This window comes from Aquihabitans sp. G128, from assembly GCF_019048865.1.
Classification (GTDB): Bacteria; Actinomycetota; Acidimicrobiia; order Acidimicrobiales; family Iamiaceae; genus Aquihabitans.
The window spans coordinates 294,568-308,968 of the sequence record NZ_CP077604.1 but is presented as its reverse complement, the minus strand read 5'-3'; the positions used below and the strand labels follow the sequence as shown (position 1 = coordinate 308,968).

The window sequence follows — 14,401 nt, the reverse complement described above, 5'->3', positions numbered from 1 at the left end:
AGGGTTGGCTACGGTGCCGGCCATGTTGGTCGACGGAGGCATCGGATCGGACCTGGCCAAGGCGGCAGCCGGGGCGAAGGGGCAGGAGGACCTCGGCTTCGACGGCCTGTGGGCCGCGGAGACGAACCACGACCCGTTCCTCGCGCTGACGCTGGCCGCCGAGCACACCGAGCGCATCCAGCTCGGCACCGGCATCGCCGTGGCCTTCGCCCGCAGCCCCATGACGCTGGCCACCACGGCCTACAACCTCAACGCCTTCGCCGAGGGCCGCTTCCTGCTGGGCCTCGGCTCGCAGATCAAGCCCCACATCACCCGGCGCTTCTCCATGCCGTGGAGCAGCCCGGCGGCGCGGATGAAGGAGTTCATCCAGGCCATGCAGGCCATCTGGGCCAGCTGGTCCGACGGCACCAAGCTGGACTTCCAGGGCGACTTCTACCAGCACACGCTGATGACGCCGTTCTTCGACCCGGGGCCCAACGCCCACGGCGCCCCCAAGGTGTTCCTGGCCGCGGTGGGCGAGCTCATGACGAAGGTGGCGGGCGAGGTGGCCGACGGCCTGCTGGTCCACGGCTTCACCACCGAGTCCTACCTGCGGGAGGTCACGCTGCCGGCCATCGCCGCCGGCCTCGACGCCAGCGGCCGCACCCGCGCCGACCTCCAGCTCTCGCTCCCCTCCTTCATCGTCACCGGCACCACCGAGGAGGAGCTGGCGGCCGCCGCCAAGGGCACCCGGGAGCAGATCGCGTTCTACGCGTCCACCCCCGCCTACCGCGGCGTGCTCGAGCACCACGGCTGGGGCGACCTGCAGACCGAGCTCAAGGGCCTCTCCAAGGAGGGGAAGTGGGCCGAGATGGGCGAGCGCATCGACGACGACGTGCTGCACACCTTCGCCGTGGTGGCCGAGCCCGACGCGGTGGCCGGCGAGCTGCTGGCCCGCTTCGGCGACGTGGTCGACCGGCTCAGCTTCTACACGCCCTACAAGAGCTCGCCGGAGCTCCTGCGCGGCACCGTCGAGCAGCTCCGCGCCGGCTGAGCGCTCGCTAGCCGGTCGCCTCGTCGAGGGCGGCAAGGACGTCGTCGCCGTAGCGCTCGAGCTTGGTGGGGCCGATGCCGTCGCAGGCCAGGAGCCCGGCGGCGTCGGTGGGGCGCGAGAGGGCGATGCCACGGAGGCTGGCGTCGGTGAGGACGATGTAGGCGGGCATGCCGTCGGCCTTGGCGCGGGCGGTGCGCCAGGCCCGCAGCGCCGCTTCGGCGACGCCGGCGGCGCCCCACAGCTCGGTGGGCGGGGCGAGCGGCGCCGTGCGCCCGTCGTGCTCCACGCGCTCGCCGTAGCGGACGGTCAGGGTGCCGCCGGTGGGCAGGCGCAGGCGGGCGCTGCGCCCGTCGACCTCCTCGACCGCCCCCTCGTAGCCACCGAGGACCTTGAGCACCATGCCCTCGCGCACCTCGATGCCGTCGACGGCGGCGGCGGCGCCCTTGCCCTTGGCCGCCTTCTTGAACTGGGGCTGCACGGCCTCGGCCTTGCGAGCCGCGGCCTCCTCGCCCGGGCGGGGGGCGGGCCGCTTCGGCGCGGTGCCGGCCAGCTCGGCCAGGAACGGCGACCGACGGGTGCGGTCGGCCAGCACCGCCACGCGGTGGCGGCCACGGGTGATGCCCACGTGGAGCACGCGGCGCTCCTCCTCGACGTCGGTGCTGAGGCGGTGCGGCAGCACGCCGTCGGCCACGCCGAAGATGAGCACCCGGTCCCACTCGCGGCCCTTGACCCGATGGATGGTGGACAGGGTGATGCCCTCGGGGTCGGCCTCGCGCCCGAACACCCGGCGCAGCCACGGCTCGAAGCCGGCAGGGTCCGGGTGGAGGTCGGCCACGCCGAGCAGGCCCTCGAGGTCGTCGAGGTGGCTGGAGCCCTGGCCGCCGCCGGTGCGGTCGAGCATGCCCATGGCGGTGCCCAGGCCGATGTCGTCCCGCACCACCTCCAGCACCGAGCGGGTGGTGCCGCCCCGGGCGGCGGCCACCACGGCGGCGAGGTCGTCGGCCAGGCGCAGCACCTTGGCGGCCTCCTTGTCCGGCACCTGGTCGGCGATGCCCTTGAGCTGGGCCACGCTCCACGTGCTGCGCCGCTCCAGGCGATCGGGGAACCACTGCGGCAGGCCGCGGGTGGGGCGCCGCATGACCTCGACGATGTCCCGCGGGCTCATGGCGTCGCCCGCCACGCCGAGGCGCAGGTAGGCCAGCGCGGCGCGCATGCCGGTGCGCTCCAGCACCTCGGGCCGCAGCACGGACTGCAGCGGGAGGCCGGCCTCGGCCAGCGCCACCTGCGGGGCCAGCAGCAGCGAGTTCACCCGCGCCAGCACCGCCAGCGAGCTCGGGAGCACGCCGTCCTCGGCCAGCCAGCCCTGGACCACGTCGACCATCGACTGCGCGGCATCGTCCGGGCCGTGGTGGACCACGCGCAGCGCGCCGGTGGCGGGGTCGGCGTCGGGGCCGGCGGTGATCTCCTTGGGGACGCGCCGGTGGTTGTAGGCCAGCAGGGTGCGGGCGCCGTCGACCACCTCGACCGGGCAGCGGTAGTTCACCGTGAGCGGGTGGGGCGTGGCTCCCGGGAACAGGGCGCCGTAGTCGATGAGGAAGGCCGGGTCGGCGGAGTTGTGGCCGTAGATCACCTGGTCGTCGTCGCCGACGCCGAACACGTCGAGCGTCGGGAGGGCGAGGAGCCGGATGAGCAGCACGTGGGCGGGGGTCAGGTCCTGGAACTCGTCGACGAGCAGGTGCCGGCAGCGCCCCTGCATGGAGCGCCGGAACTCCCCGTCGGCGAGGAGGACCTCGATGGCGCCGTAGATCTGCTCGTCGAAGTCGACCACGCCCCGGTCGGCCAGGTGGATGCGGTACGGGCGGAAGAGGTCGGCCAGGCCGTCGACGTCGTCCCGCTCGCCCTCGACCTCGGCCGGGTCCCGCAGGCCGAGGCGCACGGTGCCCAGGGCCTCGAGGTACGGACCGATGGGGTCGGTGTTGGCCCGACGCTGGCGGCGGCCGGGCAGCAGCGACTCGACCAGGCGCCGGGTGTCGCGCTCGTCGAGCAGCGAAGGCGCCCCACCCCGGTGCTCGGCCAGCACCCAGTACCCGAGGGCGTTCAGGGTGCGGACCCGGGGGCGGAAGCCGGTGGTGCGCCGCTCCAGCTCGAGCTGGGCCTCCTTGTTGTAGGCCACCGCCAGGAGCGACTCGGGCTCCAGGCCGCAGTCGGCCAGGAGGTGGCGCAGCCGCTCGGTGAGCACGCGCGTCTTGCCGGAGCCGGCCGGCGCGATCACCCGGGCCGCGCCGCTCTGGTGGGCCACCGCGGCCAACTGGTCCGGCGCCAGGTCCGCAGCGGGCGCCACCGGCTCGGGCCCGACCGCCAGGCGGCCCAGCTCGACCGACTCGCTGTGGACGACGGGCGCACCGGCGAGGTCGGCCGCCGACCAGGGCCGCCGCGGGCCGCCGTCGACCCACGCCTCGGTGCCGTCCGGCAGCGCGACGTCGGTGGCGCCGTCCGGCGTGGGCGTGGCCCCGAGGCGGGCCGCCTTGCGGCCCCACCACCAGATCGGGTCACCGGCCCGGGCGTCGTAGGTGTTGGCCCAGACCAGGAAGTGCAGCCGGTCGAACCACGGCTCGAAGTCCGGATCGAGCCGCCACGGCGCATCGGTCACGTCCTGCGGTGCCCGGAAGCGGGCCGGGTCCACCGCCAGCTCCACCACCACCGGCTCCCGCTCGGCCCACGCCGCGTGGAGGGCGGCGACCACGGCCGCCGGCGCCTTCAGGACCGCGTCGTCGACGGTGACCACCGGCGCGGTGATCCACGGCGCCGGGATGGCGCCACCTGCGTTGACGACGACGCCGCGCCCGAGCGCGGCCGGTCCGGGGACGGGCACCCCGCCAACCTACGCAGCCCCGGTGACAACGAGCGCCCGAGCACCGGTCCCGGCCAGGGCCCGCCGGCTACTCGGGCTCGGTGGCGGCGGCGAGGCGGCGGGCGTCGTCCTGGCGGTCGAAGCGGGCGGCGGCGCGCTGGTCGGTGACGTACCAGCGGCGGACCACCACGGCGGCCACGGCCAGGGTGAACAGCTCGCCCATCCCCCACAGCAGCCCGGCGGCCGTCCGCTGGTCCGGCAGCGACGGGTAGGCCCGGGGCGCCAGCGGGGCGTCGGCCGACAGCATGGCCAGGCCGAGGAAGGCGTGGAACGGCACCGCGGTGAGCGCCGAGAGCAGCCGGGCGCCGTGCGGGAGGGGCCGGGGGGACGGGTCGGCGCCCACCAGGCCGGCCAGGAACAGGCTGCCGGTGGTGACCAGGTGCACGTGCACGGCCAGGTGGACCAGGCCGTTGCGGGCGCTCAGGTCGAGCAGGGGGGTCAGGTAGATGGCGACGATGCCGCCGCCGAAGAGCACCCACGTGGCGATGGGGTTGGTGACCAGGCGGGCCACGGGGTGGTGCAGGGCCTTGCGCACCAGCCGGCGGGTACCCGACCGGCCGGTCTGCAGGGCGAGGGTCAGCGGGGCCGAGCACACCAGGGCGAAGGGCACCACCATGCCGAGCAGCAGGTGCTGGACCATGTGGATGGTGAGGCGCTGGTCGTCGTAGCGGCCGATGCCCGACTGGGTGGCCACCGCCAGTGCGACGACGGCGACCGCGAAGGCCGTCGTGCGCAGCCGGGGCCACCGGTGGCCCCGGCGGGCGAGGTCGCGGACGCCGCGCCCGTAGGCGACGCTCCCGGCCACGGCGACGAGCGCAGCGGCAGGATCGAGACGCCACCCGAGCACGACGTCACCGAGCGTGATGGATGGCACGCCACCAAAGGTACGACTTGGCCCTCCGGGGGGAGGGTCGCCGCCAGGGGACCTGGTAGAAACGACGGCAGTGGCCGAACCGACGGTGACCGCCGAGCCCCCCTCGACCCGCACGCCCGACCCGCTCCAGGTGGGGATGGTCGTGTGGCTCGCGTCGGAGCTGATGTTCTTCTCCGGGCTGTTCGCGGCCTGGTTCACCCTCCGGGCCAACGCCGAGGGCGGCATCTGGCCCCCCCGAGGGCGTCGAACTGGCCACCGCCCGCACCGCAGCCGCCACCGTCGTGCTGCTGGCCTCGAGCGCCACCATGCACCTGGCCGTGCTGGCCGCCCGCCGCGAGGACCGGGCCGGGTCGGTGCGCTGGCTGGTGGCCACCGTCGCCATGGGCGCGGTGTTCATCGGCAACCAGGCCTGGGAGTACGCCGAGGCGCCGTTCCACATCGGCAGCCACGCCTACGGGTCGATCTTCTACCTGATGACCGGCTTCCACGGCCTCCACGTCATCGGCGGCCTGATCTTCCTGCTGTCGATCGCCGGCGTGATCGGCGGGCGGTCCAAGGCCCCGGCCGAGCGCACCGTCGAGATGGCCGCCTACTACTGGCACTTCGTGGACGTGGTCTGGGTGGCCATGTTCACCGTCGTGTACCTGGTCAAGTGACCGAGGCGGCCGCGGAGACCGGAGCCGAGGCCGAGCCCGCCGGCGGCGCGCCCGCCACACGGCACCTCGCCCGCTGGACCGTCGGCGCCGCCCTGGGGCTGACCCTGGTGGTCACGTTCCTGCTCACCGGCCGCTCCCCCGCCCAGGCCGATGGCGACCTGGTGGCCGAAGGGCGCCAGCTCTACCTGGTGGGCTGCGTCAGCTGCCACGGCACCCAGGGCCAGGGCGTCAAGGACGCCGGCGACAACGAGCGGGGCCCGTCGCTGGAAGAGGCCGGCGAGGCCGCGGCCTACTACTACCTCTCCACCGGGCGCATGCCCCTGGGCAACCCCGACGAGCAGCCCCACCGCAAGGACCCGGCCTACGACGAGCACGACATCGCCGCACTGGTGGCCTACGTCGGCAGCCTCGGCGACGGGCCCGCCCTCCCCGCCGTCGACCTCGACGGCGCCTCGCTCTCCCGCGGTGGCAAGGTGTTCCGGGCCAACTGCCAGGCCTGCCACTCGGCCTCGGGCAGCGGCGGCGCCCTGTCCTACGGCCGGGCCGCTCCGGCCCTGTCGAAGGCCGAGCCCGAGCAGGTCGCCGGCGCGGTGCGGGCCGGGCCGGGCCAGATGCCCGTGTTCGGACCGTCGACCATCAGCGACGAGCAGCTCGACGACCTCGTCACCTACGTCGAGTACCTCAAGGCGCCCGAGGACCCCGGCGGCGTGCCGCTGGGCCGCATCGGCCCCGTGCCCGAGGGCTTCGTGGCCTGGTTCGTCGGCGTGACCGCCCTGCTCGCCTGCGTGTTCTGGATCGGCACCCGCAGCCCCATCCGACGGAGGAAGCGCTCGTGAGCGACCTGGAGCACGACGAGCCCGAGCACGACGAGCAGGAGCGCTCCGGCCCGCCGCCCACCGCCTCGGCCGAGGTGCTGGCCGCGGCCTGCTTCCTGGTGGCCGCGCTGGCCGCCATCGGGCTCGGCGTCGTCTACTGGCAGGGCGGCCAGACCCAGCTCGAGGGGCTCATGCTCGCCGTCGCCACCGGCGGCATCGGCGTCGGGATCGTGGTGTGGGCCAAGCGCTTCATGCCCCACGACGAGGTCACCGAGGAGCGCGAGTCGCTGGCCTCCACCCAGGAGGAGATCGACGACTTCCGCAGCGCCTTCGAGCACGGCGAGCAGAGCGTGGTGGGCCGTCGCCTGCTGCTGGGCTCGGCCGGGGCCGCCCTCACGGCGCTCGGTGCCGCCCTCCTCTTCCCCATCCGCTCGCTCGGCCCCCGACCCGGCAAGGGCCTCAAGGAGACGGCGTACTCCCGGGCCAAGGGCCGCGCCGGCGGCGTGCGCCTCGTCCGGGCCGACAACAGCCCGCTCAAGCCGGAGGACCTGGCCGTCGACGGCGTGCTCACCGTGTTCCCCGAGGACCACACCGACGACGCCGACTCGCCCACGCTGGTCATCCGCACCCGCTCGAACCAGAAGCTCGACCTGGCCGAGGGCCGTGACGCCTGGGTGGTCGACGGGATCATCGCCTACTCCAAGCTGTGCACCCACGTGGGCTGCCCGGTCGGGCTCTACCAGGCCGGCGAGGGCAAGCTGCTCTGCCCGTGCCACCAGAGCACCTTCAACGTGCTCGAGGGTGCCAAGCCCATCTTCGGGCCGGCGGCCCGGCCGCTCCCCCAGCTCCCGCTGGGCGTCGACGACGACGGCTACCTCATCGCCACCGACGACTTCTCCTCGCCCGTCGGGCCCGGCTTCTGGGACCGAGACCGGTGAAGGCGGTGCGATCGTGAGCAAGCAGACCCCGCCGCTGCCGAAGGTCACGCCCAGCGCCAAGGCCAAGGCGGCGTCCTCGCGGACCGCCACGTTCAAGGGCGCTCGCTGGGTGGACGACCGCCTCGGCGGCGCCAAGTTCGCCCGCACCGCGCTGAACAAGGTGTTCCCGGACCACTGGTCGTTCATGATCGGGGAGCTGTCGCTCTACTCGTTCGTGGTGCTGCTGCTCACCGGCGTGTACCTGACGTTCTTCTTCGATGCGTCGAGCGAGAAGGTCATCTACGACGGCTCGTACGCCGCGCTGCGCGGCGTGGAGATGACCCACGCCTACAAGTCGTCGCTCGACCTCTCCTTCGACGTGCGCGCCGGCCTGCTCATGCGCCAGATCCACCACTGGGCCGCGCTGCTGTTCCTGGCCACCATGGTCGTGCACCTCGCCCGGGTGTTCTTCACCGGCGCCTTCCGCAAGCCCCGCGAGCTGAACTGGATGGTGGGCTGCACCCTGCTGATCCTGGCGATCTTCAACGGGTTCGCCGGCTACTCCCTGCTCGACGACCAGCTGTCGGGCACCGGCCTGCGGATCGCCTACTCCATCGCCCTGTCGATCCCGCTGGTGGGCACCTGGGTGACGTCGCTGCTCTTCGGCGGGGAGTTCCCGGGTCCCGACATCATCGAGCGGCTCTACGTCATCCACATCCTGCTGATCCCGGCGGCCATCACGGTCCTGCTCGGGGTGCACCTGTTCATCATCGTGCGCCAGAAGCACACCCAGTTCCCCGGCCCGGGGCGCCGCGAGGACAACGTCGTGGGCGAGCGGGTGTTCCCCACCTACGCGGCCAAGGCCATCGGCCTCTTCTTCCTGACCGTGTCGGTGCTGTGCCTGCTCGGCGGCCTGGTGCAGATCAACCCGATCTGGATCTACGGCCCCTTCGACCCCGCCGAGGTGTCCGCCGCCAGCCAGCCCGACTGGTACATGGGCTGGCTCGACGGCGCCCTGCGGATCATGCCGGGCTGGGAGGTGCGGCTCTTCGGCTTCGAGCTGCCCAACCCGTTCTTCCCCGCCGTGCTGCTCGCCGGCGCCACGTTCGGCCTGCTCTACGCCTGGCCGTTCCTGGAAGCGCGTCACGCGCGACCACGGCATCCACCACCTCGACGACCGGCCCCGCCAGCGGCCGGTGCGCACCGCCCTGGGCGTCGCCACCATCGCCTTCTACAGCATCTGCTTCCTGGGCGGCGCCGCCGACGTGCTCTCCACCACGTTCGGCCTGTCGGTGAACTCGGTGCTGTGGACGTTCCGGTTCGCGCTGTTCATCCTGCCGCCCATCGCGGCGTGGGGGACCTACCGGCTCTGCAAGGAGCTGTCGGCCCGCGACGGCTTGCCCATCGCCAGCAAGGTGCACTGGCGGGAGATCCCGGGCCGGCTGCGCCACGGGCCCGGCAAGGACCCCGCCGACCACCTCGACGACGGACCGCCCGCCGCGGACGCCGTCGACGAACCGGTCGCCACCGGCGCCGACTGAGCCCGACCGGCACCGACGCTCAGCTCGAGCAGGTCGGGTGGATGCGCCAGAGGCTGAGGCGCGTCCCGGCGAAGCGCGCCACCCGGTCGCCGGGATCGAGGCGCAGCTCGCCGACGTCGACGTGGTGCAGCCAGCTGGTCACCAGCACCGTGTAGCTGCCGGGCGAACCGCTGACGGGGCGCAGCCGGTCCAGGTCGTCGACGAGCAGCCAGCCCACGCCCTTGCGGGCCAGGGCGCACTCGCCTCCCCGGCGGACCAGGTCGTCCTGGAAGGCGTAGTCGCCGGTCAAGCCGTCGAGCGCCACCACCCGGCGGCCACTGAAGGAGGCCACCACGCCGGGGTAGTCGAGGCTGGCGAGGACGCCGTCGGGCGGCACCTGGCGGTCCATGGCCTCGGACGCGTCGGCGATCGGGTGCCAGAAGTCGTGGTTGGCGCCGAAGGCCCGCTGGGTGGTGAAGGCCCAGGCCAGCACCGGCACCAGCAGCACGACCACCGCCGGCAGGGCGAGCGGCGGCAGCCGGGGCCAGCGGCCCCCGATCCGCTCGACCGCCAGCGCGCCGGCCACCGCGGCCGCCAGCAGGTGGGGCATGCGGTACCAGTCGAGGTCCGTGAAGCGGCCCGGCGCCCACAGGACGTAGATCGTGCTCGACGCGACGCCCCCCGGCCAGCGGCACGGCGAACGCGACGGCCTGGGCCCGGGTGGGGCGTCGCCCGGCGAAGGCCACCAGCGCCAGCGCGGCGATCGCCACGAAGAGGCCGATGCCGGTGACGCCCAGGGCGTGGAGGTTGAACAGCAGCTGGCTGCGGTCGAGCTTGATGGCGCCGGCGATCGGCAGCAGGTGGTCGAACCTGGCCAGGTTCCAGGCCAGGTACGGCCCCACCGCGACCACCGCGCCCCCGCCGGCCACGACCGCGGCTCGCACCCGGTCGATGCGCGCGCCGTGGCCGGCGAGCACCACGGCCGCCAGGGCCGCGACCGCCACGAAGCCGGTGTCGAGCCGGCTGAGCACCAGCACGCCGAGCAGCAGCCCGAGGCGGGCGGCGGCAGCGGTGGTGGGCCCGGGCGGGGCGAGCACGTCCAGCAGGGCGCCGGTGGCGAGGACCACGGCCAGCAGGACCAGGTTGGCCTCGCTCCCCGCCGTGGCGAGGAGGCCGCCGACGAACACCAGCGCCCCCGTGCAACCCAGCCCGATCCCCGCCGGGCCGGCCCCGAGCCGCTCCAGCAGGGCGGCGAGCCGCCAGAGCGCGGCGCCGAGGACCGCCCAGCCGACCACGAGGACCGCCCGGGCCTCGGCGGTGGGCGACGTCGCGCCCAGGGCGTGGGCCACCACCAGCACCCCGGACACGACGGCCTGCCACAAGGGCTGGAAGCCGTTGGTGGGCATGGTCCGGCTGAACGTGATGCCGTGGCCGTCGGCGACGTTGCGCCCGATGACGAGGTAGAACCACGAGTCGTCGGCCAGGAACGACAGCGGGTCCCAGATCGTGGCGGCCGCCATCGCCGCCGCCGTCGCGGCGACCACCGCCGCCCAGCGCCTCCCCATCTCCGGACGATAACCCCCGGCACCAGCGGCCCCGGCGGCGAGGGTTGTGCCAAGCTCCGCCCCGCTCGAGCGGAGGGGAACCGATGACATCGACAGCCGGACCTCCGCCTCGCCGGGCGGCGGCCACCCCGGCGGCCACTGCGGCGTGGCGCGACGGCGCGGTGGCCGTGGTGGCCGGCGTGGCCTCGACCTTCGCCGCCAGCACCTGGTTCTCCCGCGCCCTGTACGACCGCGCCGCCTTCGACGGCCAGTACGACCACGGCGTGTACCGCCCGCGGGTGGTGGGCCGCGAGCTGGTGCGCGCCGTGCACCACGTCATCGGCAACCCGCTGCCCGGCTGGGTCTCCCCCTCCGGGCGGGCGGGGCTCCCCCACGGCGACCTCTACAGCGCCATGACCCTGGTGAACCTGGTGGCCTTCCTGGCCTTCGCCACCCTCGCCCACGTCGTGGTCGGTCGGGCCGGCCTCCCCGAGCCCCACCGGACCCTGGTGTTCGCCACCCTCGTCCTGGCCGTGGCCGCCACCGGCTACGTGGTGACCCCCTACGACCAGCTGTCCTACGTGCTCCTCCTGGCGGCCCTGGTCGCCGCCACGGCCCGCCCCCCGTGGGACCTGGCCGCGCCGGTGCTCGTGGCGGTGGGGGTGGCCAACCGCGAGTCGGCGCTCCTGGCGGTGGCCGCCCTCTGGGCCGTGTGGTGGGTCCGGCGCGACGACCGCCGCCTGGCCACGATCGCCGCCACCTCGTCGCTGGCCGGTGTGGCGGCCTACGCGTCGGTGCGGGTGGGGGCCGCCCAGGGCGGTGCCGGCCCGTCGCTCTGGAGCGGCCTGACCCTCGCCGGCAACGTCGGCCGCCTGACCGGGTGGGTCGGCGCCCTGCTCCTCGTCGCCCTCCTGGTCTGGTGGCGAGGCACCGCCGAGGTCGCCGGGCTCGGCACGTCGGGCGAGGCGCGCACGGCGGTGCGCGCCTACTGGCTGCTCGCCCTCCCCTACCTGCTGGTGGCGGGCCTCACGGGCTACTGGTTCGAGGTCCGCCTGCTCGCCCCGGTCCTGGTGGGCGAGCTCTGGGTCCGGGCCCGGTCAGGCCCGGTGGCGTGACTGGCGGGCGAAGCCGGCCAGCGACAGGACCAGCACCATCACGCCCGGCACCAGGAACCAGGTGCCGATGAGCAGGCCGTTGAGCACGAGGGTGAGGCCGAGCCCGATGCCGAAGGGCCAGGGGCTGGCCTCGGGCAGGTACATGGCCTCGTGGTCGCCGCCTCGATGCCCGGAGGTGCCGGCCTCGTAGCGGCGCAGGTTCCGCCAGAGGAACACCGCGCACCACAGGCCGAGGATGGCGGCGACGGTGAGCATGACCGCGCCGGCCTCCTCGCCGGAGGTGGCGCCGTAGATGATGGAGATCACCAGGACGAACGCCCCGATGAAGGCGAAGATCCGCCAGGGCACCTGGGAGTCGGCGCGGTCGTCGATCTCGCTGACGTCGGGGCCGGGGGCGGCGTTGTCGGCCACCTCAGCCACGGTGGCCGCCTTCGGTGTGCTCGGGGTGCAGCTCGTCCCACACCGGCCGGTTGGAGCGGATGGGCGGCAGCGGCTCGGTGAAGTTGTGCGGGTGCGGCGGCGAGGTGGCGGCCCACTCGAGGGTGTGGCCCTCCCATGGGTTCGGCGGCGCCAGCTCGCCCCGCTTCAGCTTGAGCGTGCGCCACACGTTCCAGAGGAACGGGAACGTGGAGGCCCCGAGCAGGAAGGCGCCGGCGGTGGAGACCTGGTTCAGGAAGGTGAACCCGTCGCCCGGGTAGTAGTCGGCCACCCGGCGGGGCATGCCCTCGAGGCCGAGCACGTGCTGGACCATGAAGGTGAGGTGGAAGCCCACCAGGGTCAGCCAGAAGTGGAGCTTGCCCCAGCCCTCGTGCAGCGTCCGGCCCGTGAACTTCGGGAACCAGTAGTAGATGCCGGCGTAGAGGGCCAGCACCGAGCCGCCGAAGAGCACGTAGTGCATGTGGGCGACCACGAAGTAGCTGTCGGTGACGTGGAAGTCGATCGGGGCGGCCGCGAGCATGACGCCGGTGACGCCGCCCAGCACGAAGGTGAACATGAAGCCCACCGCGAAGAGCAGCGGCGTCGTGAACTCGATGTCACCGCCCCAGAGCGTGCCGATCCAGTTGAACAGCTTCACGCCGGTGGGCACGGCGATGAGCATGGAGAAGCCGGTGAAGAAGGGCAGCAGCACCGCCCCGGTGGCGAACATGTGGTGGGCCCACACCCCCACCGACAGCGCGCCGATGGCGATGGTGGCGAAGACCAGCCCGGCGTAGCCGAAGACCGGCCGCCGACTGAACACCGGCAGGACCTCGGTGACCACCCCGAAGTAGGGCAGCACGAGGATGTACACCTCCGGGTGGCCGAAGAACCAGAACAGGTGCTGCCACAGCACCGGCACCCCGCCCTGGGCGGCGTCGAAGATGTGGCCGCCGAGGTGGCGGTCCACGAAGAGCATGGCGCCAGCCGAGGTGAGCACCGGGAAGGCGATGAGCACCAGGAGGCTGGTGACCAGCATGTTCCAGGTGAAGATCGGCATGCGGAACATGGTCATGCCGGGTGCTCGCATGGAGATCACCGTGGCCACGATGTTGACCGCGGTCAGCACGCCCGAGAGGCCGGTCAGCACGATGGCGAGCAGCCAGAGGTCGGCGCCGGGCGACGGCGACCGCACGATGGACGACAGCGGCGTGTAGCCCGTCCAGCCGAAGTCGGCGGCGCCGTCGGCGGTGAGGAAGCCGGACAGCATCGTGAGGCCGCCGAACAGGTAGAACCAGTAGCTCAGGGCGTTCAGCCGGGGGAACGCCATGTCCTTGGCGCCGATCTGCAGCGGCACCAGGTAGTTCGCCAGGCCGAACGCGAACGGGCCCAGGAACAGGAACAGCATCACGCTGCCGTGCATGGTGAACAGCTCGTTGTAGCGCCCCTCGCCCACGATCTGGGTGCCCGGCTCGGCCAGCTCGGCCCGGATGCCCATGGCCAGGGCCCCGCCGATCAGGTAGAAGCCGAACGCCGTCACCATGTACGAGATGCCGATGCGCTTGTGGTCGGTGCTCGTGAGGAAGGCGAGCAGCCCGTTCGCCGGCCGGGGCTCGCCGAGGCGGCCGGCGGGGTCGTAGGTGGCGTCGATCGGCAGGGTGGCCGGGTCGTCGAGGGCGGTCATCCGCCGCTCCCCTCGCTGGTGTCGCTGGTGGTGGCGGTGGTGGGCGGGATGGCGCTGGCGGTGCCGCCCGCCGCCTTCTGCTCGGCCAGCCACGAGTCGAACTGGGCCTGCGGGACGATGCGCACGGTGAACCCCATCTTCCAGTGGTCGAGGCCGCAGAACTCCGCGCAGCGCCCCTCGAAGGTGCCGGCCCGGTTGGGCGTCACGGTGATCTCGTTGTCGACGCCCGGGATCAGGTCCCGCTTCGACAGGAAGTCGGGCACCCAGAACGAGTGGTTCACGTCGGTCGACACCAGCTTGAGGTTGGTGGAGGCCCCGATGGGCAGCACCAGCTGCGGCTTCTCGCCGGGCGGGGCGTCGACCGTGAAGCCCTCGCCGAGGTAGCGGAACTGCCAGCCCCACTGGAAGCCGATGACCTCGACGCGCACCGCCGGGGCCTTCGAGACGGCGGTGACCTCGTGCTCGGTGCGCACGCTGAAGAAGAACAGCACGGCCACGATGAGCACCGGGACCACCGTGTACCCGATCTCCATCGGGATGTTGTAGGCCTTCTGGCTCGGCATGGAGGCGTCGCCCCGACGGGCCCGGCGGGTGCGGCGGTACTTGAGCAGCACGAAGGCCAGGGGCACCCACACGAACAGGGTGACGACGATGGCGGCGACGAAGAACCCCTGCCAGAGCCCGAGCGTGTGGCCGCCCTGGTCGCTCGCCGGCTCGGGCGCACCGAAGCGGGGCAGCTGGCAGGACGAGAGGAGCAGGGTCCCACCCAGCGCCGCGGCGCTGGTCAGGACCCGGGTCGACCGTGGTCGACGGCCGGGGGCAGCCATGGACCGACCGTATCCCACGCCCCTGCCACCCGGTGCACCCGGGAGCGACTTCCTCGACCCGCACGCCAGAGGTCACCTCAACGGGTGA

12 protein-coding genes are annotated in these 14,401 nt (G+C 73.5%); 7 read left to right on the top strand and 5 right to left on the bottom strand.

The window, feature by feature from the left end; translation table 11 throughout:
* Window positions 1-22 precede the first annotated feature (22 nt).
* Window positions 23-1,033: an LLM class F420-dependent oxidoreductase gene (locus KSP35_RS01415; protein ID WP_216998469.1), complete on the top strand. Its 1,011-nt coding sequence runs from the start codon at window positions 23-25 to the stop codon at window positions 1,031-1,033.
* 7 nt (window positions 1,034-1,040) lie between these two features.
* Here the strand turns inward: KSP35_RS01415 and KSP35_RS01410 are convergent, their stop codons facing one another.
* The gene (locus KSP35_RS01410; RefSeq protein ID WP_216998468.1) at window positions 1,041-3,905 is read right to left on the bottom strand and encodes an ATP-dependent DNA helicase UvrD2; all 2,865 of its coding nucleotides are present in this window, start codon (window positions 3,903-3,905) and stop codon (window positions 1,041-1,043) included.
* 67 nt (window positions 3,906-3,972) lie between these two features.
* The gene (locus tag KSP35_RS01405; protein WP_216998467.1) at window positions 3,973-4,818 is read right to left on the bottom strand and encodes a cytochrome c oxidase assembly protein; all 846 of its coding nucleotides are present in this window, start codon (window positions 4,816-4,818) and stop codon (window positions 3,973-3,975) included.
* A gap of 281 nt (window positions 4,819-5,099) precedes the next feature.
* On the opposite strand from KSP35_RS01405, the gene KSP35_RS01400 reads away from it, so the two are divergent.
* The 6 genes from KSP35_RS01400 (at window position 5,100) to KSP35_RS01375 (ending at window position 11,385) form a co-directional block, all read left to right on the top strand.
* A complete protein-coding gene (locus tag KSP35_RS01400) occupies window positions 5,100-5,474 on the top strand; it encodes a cytochrome c oxidase subunit 3 (protein WP_216998466.1) in 375 nt (124 codons plus the stop codon).
* A complete protein-coding gene (locus KSP35_RS01395; RefSeq protein ID WP_216998465.1) occupies window positions 5,471-6,310 on the top strand; it encodes a c-type cytochrome in 840 nt (279 codons plus the stop codon). Before KSP35_RS01400 ends, KSP35_RS01395 begins: the two co-directional genes overlap by 4 nt.
* Complete coding sequence (locus KSP35_RS01390) at window positions 6,307-7,227, top strand: ubiquinol-cytochrome c reductase iron-sulfur subunit (protein WP_216998464.1); 921 nt, start codon at window positions 6,307-6,309, stop codon at window positions 7,225-7,227. Before KSP35_RS01395 ends, KSP35_RS01390 begins: the two co-directional genes overlap by 4 nt.
* 13 nt (window positions 7,228-7,240) lie before the next feature.
* The gene (locus tag KSP35_RS01385; protein ID WP_216998463.1) at window positions 7,241-8,902 is read left to right on the top strand and encodes a cytochrome b; all 1,662 of its coding nucleotides are present in this window, start codon (window positions 7,241-7,243) and stop codon (window positions 8,900-8,902) included.
* Between the two features lie 486 nt (window positions 8,903-9,388).
* Window positions 9,389-10,378, top strand: a complete 990-nt coding sequence (locus KSP35_RS01380; RefSeq protein WP_216998462.1) for a hypothetical protein — start codon at window positions 9,389-9,391, stop codon at window positions 10,376-10,378.
* A complete protein-coding gene (locus tag KSP35_RS01375) occupies window positions 10,375-11,385 on the top strand; it encodes a hypothetical protein (protein ID WP_216998461.1) in 1,011 nt (336 codons plus the stop codon). The genes KSP35_RS01380 and KSP35_RS01375 overlap by 4 nt, the downstream gene beginning before the upstream one ends.
* Here the strand turns inward: KSP35_RS01375 and KSP35_RS01370 are convergent.
* The 3 genes from KSP35_RS01370 to coxB are packed head-to-tail and all read right to left on the bottom strand — an operon-like array spanning window position 11,368 to window position 14,313.
* On the bottom strand, window positions 11,368-11,805 hold the full coding sequence (locus KSP35_RS01370; protein ID WP_216998460.1) for a cytochrome c oxidase subunit 4: 438 nt from the start codon (window positions 11,803-11,805) through the stop codon (window positions 11,368-11,370). The genes KSP35_RS01375 and KSP35_RS01370 overlap by 18 nt on opposite strands.
* A complete protein-coding gene (gene ctaD / locus KSP35_RS01365) occupies window positions 11,798-13,486 on the bottom strand; it encodes a cytochrome c oxidase subunit I (RefSeq protein ID WP_216998459.1) in 1,689 nt (562 codons plus the stop codon). The genes KSP35_RS01370 and ctaD overlap by 8 nt, the downstream gene beginning before the upstream one ends.
* Window positions 13,483-14,313 (bottom strand): cytochrome c oxidase subunit II, encoded by an 831-nt coding sequence (coxB, locus tag KSP35_RS01360; RefSeq protein ID WP_216998458.1) that lies wholly within the window; start codon window positions 14,311-14,313, stop codon window positions 13,483-13,485. The genes ctaD and coxB overlap by 4 nt, the downstream gene beginning before the upstream one ends.
* Between the last annotated feature and the right edge of the window lie 88 nt (window positions 14,314-14,401).

Bases quoted from the DNA above. Each gene is read 5' to 3' on its own strand.
- KSP35_RS01415 (WP_216998469.1), top strand. From the start codon at position 23: ATGTTGGTCGACGGAGGCATCGGATCGGACCTGGCCAAGGCGGCAGCC.
- KSP35_RS01375 (WP_216998461.1), top strand. From the start codon at position 10,375: ATGACATCGACAGCCGGACCTCCGCCTCGCCGGGCGGCGGCCACCCCG.
- ctaD (WP_216998459.1), bottom strand. From the start codon at position 13,486: ATGACCGCCCTCGACGACCCGGCCACCCTGCCGATCGACGCCACCTAC.
- coxB (WP_216998458.1), bottom strand. From the start codon at position 14,313: ATGGCTGCCCCCGGCCGTCGACCACGGTCGACCCGGGTCCTGACCAGC.